This window comes from Pseudoxanthomonas jiangsuensis (assembly GCF_010093185.1).
GTDB lineage: Bacteria > Pseudomonadota > Gammaproteobacteria > Xanthomonadales > Xanthomonadaceae > Pseudoxanthomonas > Pseudoxanthomonas jiangsuensis.
The window spans coordinates 1-12940 of record NZ_PDWL01000021.1 but is presented as its reverse complement, the minus strand read 5'-3'; the positions used below and the strand labels follow the sequence as shown (position 1 = coordinate 12940).

10 protein-coding genes are annotated in these 12940 nt (G+C 71.3%); 6 read left to right on the top strand and 4 right to left on the bottom strand.

Annotation, left to right across the window (positions count from 1 at the left end; translation table 11 throughout):
• Positions 1-124: 124 nt before the first annotated feature.
• Positions 125-571 carry a universal stress protein gene (locus CSC62_RS12805; protein ID WP_162407014.1) on the top strand — a complete coding sequence of 149 codons (447 nt, stop codon included), beginning with the start codon at positions 125-127 and terminating at the stop codon, positions 569-571.
• 4 nt (positions 572-575) lie between these two features.
• On the opposite strand, the gene mntP is transcribed toward CSC62_RS12805, so the two are convergent.
• Entirely contained in the window at positions 576-1145 is a 570-nt protein-coding gene (gene mntP / locus CSC62_RS12800; protein ID WP_162407012.1) for a manganese efflux pump MntP, read from the bottom strand.
• Between the two features lie 349 nt (positions 1146-1494).
• On the opposite strand from mntP, the gene CSC62_RS12795 reads away from it, so the two are divergent.
• Together CSC62_RS12795 and CSC62_RS12790 are read left to right on the top strand one after the other, a co-directional pair.
• Complete coding sequence (locus tag CSC62_RS12795) at positions 1495-2436, top strand: aldo/keto reductase (protein WP_162407010.1); 942 nt, start codon at positions 1495-1497, stop codon at positions 2434-2436.
• Positions 2433-3737: an NTP/NDP exchange transporter gene (locus CSC62_RS12790; protein ID WP_162407008.1), complete on the top strand. Its 1305-nt coding sequence runs from the start codon at positions 2433-2435 to the stop codon at positions 3735-3737. The genes CSC62_RS12795 and CSC62_RS12790 overlap by 4 nt, the downstream gene beginning before the upstream one ends.
• Positions 3738-3763: 26 nt before the next feature.
• Here CSC62_RS12790 and CSC62_RS12785 read toward each other — a convergent pair whose 3' ends face one another.
• Positions 3764-5608, bottom strand: a complete 1845-nt coding sequence (locus CSC62_RS12785; RefSeq protein WP_211369006.1) for an ABC transporter ATP-binding protein — start codon at positions 5606-5608, stop codon at positions 3764-3766.
• Between the two features lie 71 nt (positions 5609-5679).
• Positions 5680-6231, bottom strand: coding sequence for an NADPH-dependent FMN reductase (locus CSC62_RS12780; protein ID WP_162407004.1), 552 nt, complete (start codon positions 6229-6231; stop codon positions 5680-5682).
• Between the two features lie 67 nt (positions 6232-6298).
• Here CSC62_RS12780 and soxR point away from each other — a divergent pair, with 67 nt between their 5' ends.
• Positions 6299-6778 carry a redox-sensitive transcriptional activator SoxR gene (gene soxR / locus CSC62_RS12775; RefSeq protein ID WP_162407002.1) on the top strand — a complete coding sequence of 160 codons (480 nt, stop codon included), beginning with the start codon at positions 6299-6301 and terminating at the stop codon, positions 6776-6778.
• A gap of 126 nt (positions 6779-6904) precedes the next feature.
• On the opposite strand, the gene CSC62_RS12770 is transcribed toward soxR, so the two are convergent.
• Positions 6905-7192, bottom strand: a complete 288-nt coding sequence (locus CSC62_RS12770; RefSeq protein WP_162407000.1) for a DUF2782 domain-containing protein — start codon at positions 7190-7192, stop codon at positions 6905-6907.
• Positions 7193-7457: 265 nt separating this feature from the next.
• On the opposite strand from CSC62_RS12770, the gene CSC62_RS12765 reads away from it, so the two are divergent.
• Together CSC62_RS12765 and polA are read left to right on the top strand one after the other, a co-directional pair.
• Positions 7458-9698 (top strand): TonB-dependent siderophore receptor, encoded by a 2241-nt coding sequence (locus CSC62_RS12765; RefSeq protein ID WP_162406998.1) that lies wholly within the window; start codon positions 7458-7460, stop codon positions 9696-9698.
• Positions 9699-9879: 181 nt separating this feature from the next.
• Entirely contained in the window at positions 9880-12699 is a 2820-nt protein-coding gene (gene polA, locus CSC62_RS12760) for a DNA polymerase I (RefSeq protein WP_162406996.1), read from the top strand.
• Positions 12700-12940: the final 241 nt, after the last annotated feature.

The window sequence follows — 12940 nt, the reverse complement described above, 5'->3', positions numbered from 1 at the left end:
CGGGTGCCAGTGATGCGTCCGCCTCCACGGTCGCCGGCAAGACCGGCTCCTACAGGGGCGAGGTGCCATTGCCTCGGGGCGGTGGCGGGTGTGCAATGGGCGCACGCATCTGCCGGAGAACGCCATGTACGCGCGCATCCTGATCGCCACCGACGGTTCGGAACTGTCGGCCAAGGGCCTGCAGCACGGATTGGAGCTGGCCGCGGGGCTGAAGGCGCCGGTGCTGGTGCTGACCGTCACTGAGCCGTGGATGCAGGGCTTCGACGACGCCCTGGCGCTGGCCGCCGACCCGAAGATGCAGGAACAGTACGCCCAGGGTTGCGCCCAGGCGGCGCGGAAGATCCTCGAGGACGCGATCGGCCGCGCGGCCGGCGCGGGCGTGGCCTGCGAGACCCTGCACGTGGCCGATGCCTATCCGGCCCAGGCCATCGTCCAGGCGGCCGAGGCGCACGGTGCGGGCCTGGTGGTGATGGCCTCGCATGGCCGCAGTGGCCTGGGCCGGGTGCTGCTCGGCAGCCAGACCCAGGCGGTGCTGGCGCATTCGAAGGTGCCGGTGCTGGTGGTGCGCTGAGGGCTCAGGCCGCGCCGGACAGGTGCTCGTACAGGATCGCCGCGCCGATCACCAGCAGGATCATGCCGCCGACGATCTCGGCGCGCTTGCCGGCCAGGGCGCCGAGCGCGCGGCCGAGCATGATCCCGGCGGTGACCATTACCAGGGTGCACAGGCCAATCACCAGGGCGACCACGCCGATGTGGACGTCGAGGAAGGCCAGGCTCACGCCCACCGCCATCGCATCGATGCTGGTGCCCAGGCCGGTGGCCGCCAGCGCCCAGAAGCCGTGCCGCCGCGGCTTCTCCTGTGCGTCGCCGTCGCCGCGGACGCCGTTCCAGACCATGTGCAGGCCCAGCAGGCTCAGCACGGTGAAGGCGATCCAGTGGTCCCAGGCGGTGATGTAGCGCGAAGCGGCGGTGCCCAGCAGCCAGCCGAGCAGGGGAGTGACGGCCTCGATCGCGCCGAAGATCAGGCCGGCGCGCAGGGCCTCGCGGAAGCGCGGGCGCTGCATCGCCGCGCCCTTGCCCACGGCCGCGGCGAACGCGTCGGTGGACATGGCCAGGCCGATCAGGAGGATGGACAACAGGTTCATCGGGACTACCGGGCCGGAGGCGGACACGGCCCACCGGCGTCCAGCCACAGACGCACCGACAGACCGTTGGTCTCGCCAGTCCCCGGATCCAGGTCCCGGGTGTCCGCGCCACGGCCGCGACGGGCCGAGTGTGTTGACGCGGACGCTCCGTGCGCGATGCGCGGAGCAGGCTACTCCCCAAAGGAGGGCGCGCAGGATACCACGGGGCGGCTATCGCCCCGATCCACGGTGTCGATCGGCTCATGCCGCGGGCGCGCGCGGAGCGTACCCATCGGCATATGTGCCGGCCGGGAGCGGGGGGTAGGATCGCCCTGGCCGCTTCGCGCCGTCAGTCCAGGGAGTCACGACCATGAACCCGCACTCGCGCCGCCGCTTCCTCGCCGGTTCCGCCCTTGCCGCCTCCGCGGCGGGCCTGGGGCTGTCCTTCCCGGGCCGCCTGTTGGCCGCCGCCGAACCGCCCGCCGGGCCCCTGCTGACCCGGCCGATCCCCTCCAGCGGTCAGCGCCTGCCGGTGATCGGCGCCGGCACCTCCGGCAGCTACGACGTGGCCTTCGATTCGCCCGAATACGCCCAGTTGCAGGAGACGGTGAAGCGCTTCTTCGAAGGCGGCGGTTCGGTGATCGACACCGCGCCCAACTACGGCCGCTCCGACGAGGTGGTCGGCCGGCTGCTGGCCGAGGGCGGCTGGCGGAGCAAGGCGTTCCTGGCCACCAAGATCGCCGCCGACAGCGCGCAGGCCGCGAAGGAGCAATGGGCGCAGTCGCTGCGCCGGCTGCGCACCGACAAGGTCGAGCTGCTGCAGGTCCACAACCTGCGCGACTGGCGCCGGCAGCTGCCCTACGCGCGCGAGCTGCAGGCGCAGGGCGGGACGAAATACGTCGGCGTCACCCACTACACCGACGCCGGCCTGCCCGAGCTGGAGGCGATCCTGCGCGGCGAGAAGCTGGACTTCATCCAGATCCACTACTCGGTCAACGCCACCGGCGCGGCGAAGACGGTGCTGCCGCTGGCGCAGGACAAGGGCGTGGCGGTGATCGTCAACCGCGCCTTCGACGACGGCAGGCTGTTCGCGAAGGTGAAGGACGTGCCGCTGCCGGCCTGGGCTGGCGAGGTCGGCGTCACCTCGTGGGCGCAGCTGTTCCTGAAGTTCGCGATCAGCCATCCGGCGGTGACCGTGGTGATCCCGGCCACCGGCAAGCCGCACCGCCAGGTGGACCAGCTCAAGGCCGGCCGCGGGCCCCTGCTGAGCCAGGCGCAGCAGCAGGAACTGGTGCAGCGGTTCACGGCATGAGCGCGTCTTCGCCCGCCCGCCTGCCGTGGCTGTCGCGCCTGTTCGACGTGCGCCCGCACGAGGCGCCGGCGGTCGCGGCCGGGCTGGCGATGTTCTTCCTGCTGTTCACCGGCTACTTCATGCTGCGCCCGGTACGCGAGACCATGGGCGTGGCCGGCGGCGTGGACAACCTGCAGTGGCTGTTCACCGGCACCTTCCTGGCGACCCTGGCGATCCTGCCCGCGTTCGGCTGGGTCGCCTCGAAGGTGCCGCGGCGGACGATCGTGCCGTGGGTGTACGGTTTCGTGGTCGTGATCCTGCTCGGCTTCGCCGCGAGCCTGGGCCTGCGCCCGGTCGACGTCTGGGCCGGGCGCGCGTTCTACATCTGGGTGTCGGTGCTGAACCTGCTGATGATCTCGCTGGCCTGGAGCGTGCTGGCCGACGTGTTCGCCAGCGCCGAGGCCCGGCGCCTGTTCGCGCTGATCGCCGGCGGCGCCAGCGCCGGCGGCCTGACCGGGCCGTTGCTGAGCACGCTGCTGGTGCAGCCGCTGGGCCACGGCGGGCTGCTGCTGGTCTCGGCCGGGTTCATGACCGGCAGCGCGGTGGCGGCGTTATGGCTGCACCGCTGGCGCGACCGCCATCCGCACGCGCCGGGGGAGCGGGAGGACGCGGCCGGGCCGGCCGCGCGCCAGCGCCCGCTGGGCGGCAATCCCTTCGCCGGCGCCACCGAGGTGTTCCGCTCGCCGTACCTGGCCGGCATCGCCCTGTTCGTGGTGCTGCTGGCCACCGTCACCACCTTCCTGTACTTCGAGCAGGCGCGGCTGGTGGACGCGCTGTTCCCCGACCGCGCGCGCCAGACCCAGGTGTTCGGCCTGATCGACACCGTGGTCCAGGCGCTGGCGATCGTGACCCAGGTGTTCCTCACCGGGCGCATCGCCCAGCGGCTGGGCGTGGGCGTGCTGCTGGTGGCGGTGCCGCTGGTGATGGCCGCCGGATTCCTGTGGCTGGCGCTGGCGCCGGTGTTCGCGGTGTTCGTGGTGGTGATGGTCGCGCGCCGGGCCGGCGAGTACGCCTTCGTCCGCCCCGGGCGGGAGATGCTCTACACCGTGGTCCCGGCCGAGCAGAAGTACAAGGCCAAGAACTTCATCGACACCGCGGTCTACCGCGGCGGCGACGCGCTCAGCGGCTGGGTCAAGCGCGCGCTGGACGTGCTGGGCGAGCATCCCTCGCTGGCGATGGTGATCGGCGCCGGCGTGGCCCTGGTGTGGGCGGGCACCGGTTTCGCCTTGGGCCGCAGCCAGCGGCGGCGCGAGGGCGGCTAGGCTGCCCGATCCGCCGAAGGCCGCGCTCAATCCGCCGGCTCCGCCTCCAGCTCCAGGAACCCGCCGGACTGCCTTTGCCACAGCTGCGCGTACAGCCCGCCATGGGCCAGCAGCTCCTCGTGGCTGCCCTGCTCGACGATCCGACCCTGGTCCATCACCACCAGCCGGTCCATCGCCGCGATCGTGGACAGGCGATGGGCGATCGCGATCACCGTCTTGCCCTGCATCAGCCGGTACAGGTTCTCCTGGATCACCGCCTCGACCTCCGAGTCCAGCGCCGAGGTCGCCTCGTCCAGGACCAGGATCGGCGCGTTCTTCAGCAAAACCCGGGCGATGGCGATGCGCTGGCGCTGGCCGCCGGACAGCTTGACCCCGCGCTCGCCGACCTGGGCGTCGTAGCCGCGCCGGCCCTTGGCGTCGACCAGTTCGGCGATGAAGCCGTCGGCATTGGCCTGGCGCGCGGCCTCGACCATCTCCGCCTCGCTGGCATCAGGGCGGCCGTAGAGGATGTTCTCGCGCACCGAACGGTGCAGCAGCGAAGTGTCCTGGGTGACCATGCCGATCGCCGCGCGCAGCGAATCCTGGGTGACGGTGGCGATGTCGGTGCCGTCGATCCGGATCGCGCCGCCCTCGCGGTCGTAGAAGCGCAGCAGCAGGTTGACCAGGGTCGACTTGCCCGCGCCGGAGCGGCCGACCAGGCCGACCTTCTCGCCCGGGCGGATGTGCAGGTCCAGGCCCTCGATCACCCCGCCCTGCTTGCCGTAGTGGAAGGTGACGCGGTCGAAGCGGATGTCGCCGCGCACCGGTGCGATCGGCTGCGCGCCCGGGGCGTCGTCGACCGTGGCCGGCAAGGCGATCGAGTTGATCCCGTCCTGCACCGTGCCGATGTTCTCGAACAGCGCCGACATCTCCCACATGATCCACTGCGACATGCCCATCAGCCGCAGCACGAAGGCTATTGCAACTGCGATCGCGCCGACGCTGACCGCGTCCTGCATCCACAGGCCGATGCCGGTGGCGGCCACCGCGAACAGCAAGAGCATGTTCAGGGTGTCGTTGCTGACGTTGACGATGGTCGCCAGCCGCATCTGCCGGTGGACCGTGCCCAGGAACTGCTCCATCGAGTCGCGGGCGTAGCCCTCCTCGCGGCGCGAGTGCGAGAAGAGCTTGACCGTGGCGATGTTGGTGTAGCTGTCCACGATCCGCCCGGTCATGGTCGAGCGCGCGTCGGCCTGCTCCTGGGCGACCTTGTTCAGGCGCGGGATCGCCCAGCGCAGCAGCACCGCGTAGGCCACCAGCCAGCAGGCGAACGGCACCATCAGCCGCCAGTCGGCCGAAGCCGCCACCAGCAGGGCGCCGCCGAAGTACACGACCACGTAGTTGCCCACGTCCAGCAGCTTGATCACCGTCTCGCGCACCGCCAGCGAGGTCTGCATCAGCTTGGTGGCGATGCGCCCGGCGAACTCGTCCTGGAAGTAGCCCATCGACTGCCGCAGCAGGTAGCGGTGCACCCGCCAGCGGATCCGCATCGGGAAGTTGCCGAGCAGGGTCTGGTGGATCACCAGCGCGCTGAGCAGGTTCAGCGCCGGCATCACCAGCAGGACCACCGCCGCCATCAGCACGAAGTTCCAGCCTTCCTCGGCCAGGAAGGTGGCCGGGGTGTGGCTGGAGAGGCGGTCGACGATCGAGCCGGTGAACGCGTACAGCGCCACCTCGGTGACCGCGATCGCGGTGGTCAGCACCGCCATCAGCGCCAGCCACGGCTCGGTGCCGCGGGTGTAGTGGCGGCAGAACGCGTACAGCGAGCGCGGCGGCTGGGTCACCGGCACCGGCGGGTACGGGTCGATGCGGGCCTCGAACCAGCGGAACAAGGCACTGCGGCGGGTCTTGCGCGGGGGCGGGGAGGCGTTCGTATCCATGCGTCTCGTGGAGCGGGTGCCGCTCAGGCGGCGGCGTCGTAGGGGGTGAGCAGGCGCGCGCTGCGCAGGGCGCTGGCCCACCAGTGCAGCCGCGCCAGGGCCAGGCGCATCGCCTCGTGGGCGGGATTGTCGCGCGGCAGGCCGCCGTCGGGGTCGAACTGGTCGCGGGCGTTGACGAAGGCGACGCTGTCGCGCAGCGGCACCGCGTGCAGGCTGGCGAACACCTGGCGCAGCTGTTCCACCGCGCGCAGCCCGCCGGACATGCCGCCGTAGGACACGAACGCGACCGGCTTGGCCTGCCACTGGGTGTAGACCGCGTCGATCATGCCCTTCAGCGCGGCCGGGTAGCCGTGATTGTACTCCGGGGTCACCACCAGGAAGGCGTCGGCCTCGCGCACCCGGCGCAGCAGGGTCGGGCCGTCGCGGCCGGCTGGCGTGGCCGGGTCCAGGCGCTGGATGCTCCAGCCGCCCAGGGCGGTGGCACGCGCCTGCGCCCAGGCGGCGACGGTGTCGCAGAAGCGCAAAGGGCGGTCGCTGCCGTAGAGCAGGGCGAGGCGGAGGGGATCGGCGTGCATGGAGGTCCTGCGTGCGGAGGAAGGGTGTGGCAGGCTAGGACCTCAACCTAACTTGAGGTCAAGGCGGATGGCGGGCGAGGGAAGCGGCGCGCGGGCGCCGGCGCGGCGGCCGTGCGACCAGTGGCTGTCGGTGGGCGAGGTGGCCGCACGCAGCGGGGTGGCGGTGTCGGCCCTGCACTTCTACGAGGCCAGGGGCCTGATCCGCAGCGAGCGCAACGCCGGCAACCAGCGCCGCTTCCGCCGCGGGGTGCTGCGCCGGGTGGCGCTGATCAAGGTCGCCCAGCGCGCCGGGGTGCCGCTGGCCGAGGTCGGCCGCGCGCTGGAGGCCTTGCCGGTGGATGCGGCGCCGGGCAAGGCGGACTGGCAGCGCCTGTCGCGGCGCTGGCGGGCCGAGCTGGAGGCGCGGATCGAGAGCCTGTCGCGGCTGCGCGACCAGCTCGACGGCTGCATCGGCTGCGGCTGCCTGTCGCTGCGCGACTGTCCCTTGCGCAACCCCGGCGACGTGCTCGCCGCCGAAGGCCCCGGTGCCCGCCTGCTCGACCTGTAGGAGCCGGTCTTGCCGGCGACCGTGGAGGCGGACGCGTCAATGGCGCCCAGTTTCACGCAGACGCTTCCGCCATGGAGGTCGCCGGCAAGACCGGCTCCTACATGGGGAGCGTCGGTCAGGCGGGACTCACCACTGGAACAGCTTCCAGTACACCTGCGGCAGGTCGTCGCGGTCGTCCCGGTCCAGGGCGCCGTCGCCGTCGCGGTCGTAGAGGTAGTAGGCCGGGCCGCGCAGCGGGGTGATCTTGACCATCCGCAGCTGGCCGCCGACCCGGTATTCCTCGTAGGTGTCGCCGTTCTCCAGGGTGCGCTGGGCCACTTCGGCGCCCTTCAGGTCCACCGGCGCGCCGGCGGTGGCGCAGCCGGCCAGCAGGCACGCGGCGATCAGCGGTGCGGCGGAAAGCGGCTTGCGCATGGGGCGGTCCTCCTGGGTGGGGAGGCCATTATGCGCCCGCCGCTGTCGCCGCCGTGGTTGCGGCGGCAACGTGAATTGACAGTCCGCCGCAGCGCAACAGAGAATCGCGCGCCCCCGGCCCGCCGTCGGCCGCCCGCGCAAGCAGGCGCGCCCGCCCGCCGGAATCCCAGCAAGCCCTCGGTGATCCACCGGAGCCAGCCACGAACGCCGCTCCCAGGCGGGTGCGGGCATCGATCGCCCGGCCGCCTCCTACTGAGGATTCCGCATGTCCTTCGCCCTTTCCCGCCGCCAGCGGGATGTCCGCCGGCCCGCGCCCGGCGTCCGGCGCCTGTCTCCGTCCGCCGCCCGGCCCGCGCTGCTGTGGCTGGCGCTGCTGGCCACCGGCACCCCGAACGCGCAGTCGCAGCCGGCCGACGCTCCGGACGGCCGCGAGGCGGCCGCGAGGCGGCTCAAGGAGCTGGACGCGGTCGAGGTCCACGGCGAGGCCAGGCGCGGAGTCCAGGTCGGCAAGGGCCTGCAGGACCTGCGCGAGATCCCGCAGTCGGTCTCGGTGATCGGCCGCGAGCGGATCGAGCAGCAGGCGCTGGCGACCCTGGACGACGTCATGCTGCAGAGCACTGGCGTGACCCGCGAGCAGTTGTGGCTCAACAACAACTACACCTCGCGCGGGCTGCAGATCCGCAACATCCGCTACGACGGCGGCGGCGCCTCCAGCCTGCAGGACCGCAGCAACAACGCCGACATGGCCCAGTACGAATCGGTGGCCCTGCTGCGCGGCGCCGACGGCCTGTTCGGTGCCGGTGAGGCTGGCGGCGTGATCAACCTGGCGTCCAAGCGCCCGCGCGCCGAGGCCGGGGCCGAAGCGGTGCTGACCCTGGGCCGCTGGGACAACCGCCGTCTGGAACTGGACGCCACCGGGCCGCTGAACGCCGCCGGCAGCGTGCGCGGCCGCGCGGTCGGCGTGTTCCACGACCAGGACATGTTCTACGAGCCGGCGCACAACCGCCGCGGCATGCTCTACGCCGCGCTGGAATGGGACATCGCCCCGGGCACCCGGCTGTTCGCCGGCGGCAGCTGGCAGAAGGACACCCTGGACGCGTTCAACGCCAGCCTGCCGCGCTGGGAGGACGGCGCCGACATCGGCTTCCCGCGGCAAACCACCATGGGCGCGCCCTGGGGCTGGATCCGGCGCGAGAGCACTTCGGTGTTCGCGATCTTCGAGCAGGAGCTGGGCGAGCGCTGGAACGCGCGCCTGAACCTGCGTCATAACCTCGGCGACGACGCGATCAATGGCGCCGAGATGGAAGGCTCGGTGCCCTACGCCACCGGCGAGAACCAGTGGTGGCGATACCAGGACGCCACCGACTTCGGCGAGACCACCCTGGACCTGGCCCTGCAGGGCAGCTTCGATTGGGCCGGGCGCCGCCACGACGTGATCTGGGGCGTGGACTCGGCGCGCAGCCGCAAGGACTACGACCAGACCTGGACCTACTACGCCGACGGCAGCGTGTTCGACCGCATCGCCCCGCCGGAGTGGGCCTATCCCGCAGGCCCTTGGGTGACCCAGAGCACCGACCGCGAGGAACGCGCGTCCACCTACGGCTCGCTGCGCCTGCGCCCGTTCGAGCGGCTGGCGGTGATCGTCGGCGGCCGCTACACCTTCCAAGACACCACCCGCAAGACCAACCGCGTCGACGGCGTGCGCGGGATCTTCCCGCAGGACGACAAGTTCGTGCCGTACTACGGCCTGGTCTACGACTTGAGCGCAAACACCAGCGTCTACGCGAGCCGCGCGGAGATCTACCGCTCGCAGGGCAATTACCTGGCCGCCGAGGAAGGCCCGGCGCTGGAGCCGCTGACCGGCAGCAACATCGAGCTGGGCATCAAGACCGACCTCTCCGCGGACCTGAGCGCCAGCCTGGCCCTGTACCGGATCCGCAAGGAGAAGGAGGCGGTCTACCTGAGCCGGAGCGCGCTGCCCAACACCACCGCCTGGTGCTGCTACGCCGCCGTCGGCAGCCAGCGCAGCGAGGGCGTGGACCTGGAGCTGAGCGGGCGCCTGGCCGAAGGCTGGAACCTGACCGTCGGCTACACGTACAACGAGAACGAGGACCGCCGCGACACCGGCATGCCGTTCAACACCGTCACCCCGAAGCACCTGTTCAAGGCCTGGACCACGTACCGCTTCTACGGCGCGCTGGAAGCGCTGGAGCTGGGCGGCGGCGTCACCGCCCAGAGCCGGCACTGGAAGGGCGGCTGGGTCCCGTCCTTCAATCCGGACAGCGGCCAGTACGACGGCGAGTGGGTGCAGGTGGACATCGTGCAGAAGGGCTACGCGGTGTGGTCGCTGCGCGCCGGCTACGACGTGGGCCCGCGCCTGAACCTGGCGCTGAACCTCAACAACGTGTTCGACGAGACCTACTACAGCACCGTCGGCTACCCCGGCTACGGCAACTTCTACGGCGAACCGCGCAACATGCTGCTGACCGCGCGCTACCGGTTCTGAGGGCGGGGACCAAGTGGCACAAGGATGTGCCACGGCCCTGAGTAAAGACAGGATTCTTCCCGAAGGGTGGTCCATCTCCCATGTGACGGCGGACTCCCTCCGAAGCCGACGCAATCACGGCGGTCACCGGCAAGACCGGGAGAGCGGGCGTGAATCCGGCCGCAGGCCCTAGAATGCGCCGATGAAACGCCTCGTACTGATCGACGGTTCCAGCTACCTCTACCGCGCCTTCCACGCGCTGCCGCCGCTGACCAACGCCGCCGGCGAGCCGACCGGCGCCCTGTTCGGCGTGGTCAACATGCTGCGCGCCACCCTGAAGGAGAAGCCCGACCACGTCGCCTTCGTGGTCGACGCGCCCGGCAGGACCTTCCGCGACGACCTCTACCCGGCCTACAAGGCCAACCGCCCGCCGATGCCCGACGAGCTGCGCGCCCAGGTGCAGCCGATGTGCGAGATCGTGCACGCGCTGGGCATCGACATCCTGCGTATCGAGGGCGTGGAGGCCGACGACGTCATCGGCACCCTGGCCGTGCAGGGCGCCGGCGCCGGGATGGAGGTGACCATCTCCACCGGCGACAAGGACTTCGCCCAGCTGGTCCGCGCCCCCGGGCTGGACGGCGGCTCGATCGCCCTGGTCAACACCATGAGCGGCAGCCGCATGGATTCGGACGCGGCGGTAGCCGAGAAGTTCGGCGTGCACGCCGGCCAGATCGTCGACCTGCTGGCGCTGATGGGCGACGCGATCGACAACGTCCCCGGCGTGGAGAAGTGCGGGCCCAAGACCGCCGCCAAGTGGCTGGGCGAGTACGGCAGCCTGGACGGGGTGATCGCCCATGCCGGCGAGATCAAGGGCAAGATCGGCGACAACCTGCGCGCGGCGCTGGACCGGCTGCCGCTGAACCGGCAACTGGTCACGATCAAGACCGACGTGGCCCTGGACAGCACGCCGTCCTCGCTGGTCCTGCGTTCCCCGCACGTCGACGCGCTGCGCGGCCTGTACGCGCGCTACGGCTTCAACCAGGCGCTGAAGGAACTGGAGGCCGGCGCGGTGGCGGCCGAAGGCGGCGGCGGTACGGTGGCGTCTGTGGCTGAGAAGGAGCCCGGCCGCGCCCGCGGCGCCGGCTTCGCGATGGCAGCGCCCGCGCCGGCCGCCGACCTCGACCCGGCGCTGGCGGTGGCCGGCGAGTACGAGACGGTCACCTCGGCCGAAGCGCTGCAGGCCTGGATCGAGCGCCTGCGCGCCGCCGGCCAGTTCGCCTTCGACACCGAGACCGATAGCCTGGATGCGATGCGCGCCAACCTGGTCGGCCTGAGCTTCGCCTGCGAGCCGGGCCGGGCGGCCTACGTGCCGCTGGCCCACGACTATCCCGGCGCGCCGCCGCAGCTGGAGCGCACCGCGGCGCTGGACCTGCTGCGCCCGCTGCTGGCCGACCCGGCCGTGCGCAAGCTCGGCCAGCACGGCAAGTACGACCTGCACGTGATGCGCCGCCACGGGGTGGAGCTGGCCGGCTACGCCGACGACACCCTGCTGGAGAGCTTCGTCCTTTACTCGGGCAACGCCCGCCACGACATGGACAGCCTGGCCCTGCGCCACCTGGGCTACACCACGGTCAAGTACGAGGACGTGGCCGGCAAGGGCGCCAAGCAGATCCCGTTCTCCCAGGTCGGCCTGGACGAGGCCACCGGCTACGCCGCCGAGGACGCCGACATCACCCTGCGCCTGCACCGGGTGCTGGCCCCGCGCCTGGCCGCCGAGCCCGCGCTGGAGGCGGTCTACCGCGGGATCGAGATGCCGCTGGTGCCGGTGCTGGAGCGGATCGAGGCCAACGGCGTGAAGGTGGACGTGGAGGAACTGCGCCGGCAGAGCGCCGGGCTGTCCCGGCGGATGCTGGAGGCCCAGCAGAAGGCCACCGAGCTGGCCGGGCGCAGCTTCAACCTGGATTCGCCCAAGCAGCTGTGCGCCCTGCTGTTCGAGGAGCTGAAGCTGCCGGCGCTGGTGAAGACCCCCAAGGGCCAGCCTTCGACCAACGAGGAGGCGCTGGAGGCGATCGCCGACCTGCACGAGCTGCCGCGGGTGATCCTCGAGTACCGCGGCCTGGCCAAGCTGCGCAGCACCTACACCGACAAGCTGCCGGAGATGGTCAACCCGGACACCGGCCGGGTCCACACCAGCTACCACCAGGCCGGCGCGGCGACCGGGCGGCTGTCGTCCTCCGATCCGAACCTGCAGAACATCCCGATCCGTACCGACGACGGCCGCCGCATCCGCCGCGCCTTCGTCGCCCCGCCGGGGCGCAAGCTCGTCGCCTGCGACTACTCGCAGATCGAGCTGCGGATCATGGCCCACCTGTCGCAGGACCCGGGCCTGGTGGGCGCTTTCGAGTCCGGCGCCGACATCCACAAGGCGACCGCGGCAGAGGTGTTCGGGCGCAGGCTGGAGGAGGTCAGCGCCAACGAGCGGCGCGCGGCCAAGGCAATCAACTTCGGCCTGATGTACGGCATGGGCGCCTTCGGCCTGGCCCGGCAGCTGGGGATCGGCCGCGGCGAGGCCCAGGACTACATCGCCCTGTACTTCAGCCGCTACCCGGGCGTGCGCGACTACATGGAGCGCACCCGCGAGCAGGCGCGCGAGCGCGGCTACGTCGAGACCGTGTTCGGCCGCCGCCTGTACCTGGAGTACATCAACGCCCGCAACCAGGGCCAGCGCGCCGGCGCCGAGCGCGCCGCGGTCAACGCGCCGATGCAGGGCACCGCGGCGGACATCATCAAGCGGGCGATGGTCGCGGTGGACGCCTGGCTGGCCGGGCAGCGGGACGCCGCGGGCGCGAGCCCGGCGCTGATGATCCTGCAGGTCCACGACGAACTGGTGTTCGAGGCCGACGCGGCCTTCGTCCCGACCCTGGTGGAAGAGGCCGGACGGCTCATGTGCGCGGCCGCACAACTGAGCGTTCCACTGGTGGTGGACAGCGGCGTCGGCAACAACTGGGACGAGGCGCATTGAAGGCGGATCAAGCACTTCCGCGGGGTTGTTGGACCTGCATCACACTGTTACAGGGCGTTCCGCGGGAAGCGAATGAATCCGTCCTAAATCTGGCGATTTTTTAACCGGATTCTTCACGAACCATCAATGTGCGGAGTGGTCATATAGCTCGCGACAGGTGCAACGCCTGTCGCGGATCTCTCCCTTCCCCTGGAGCAGATCTACCGGAGCGGGGCCCCTCCCCAGGCTTCCGTTCCCCGGC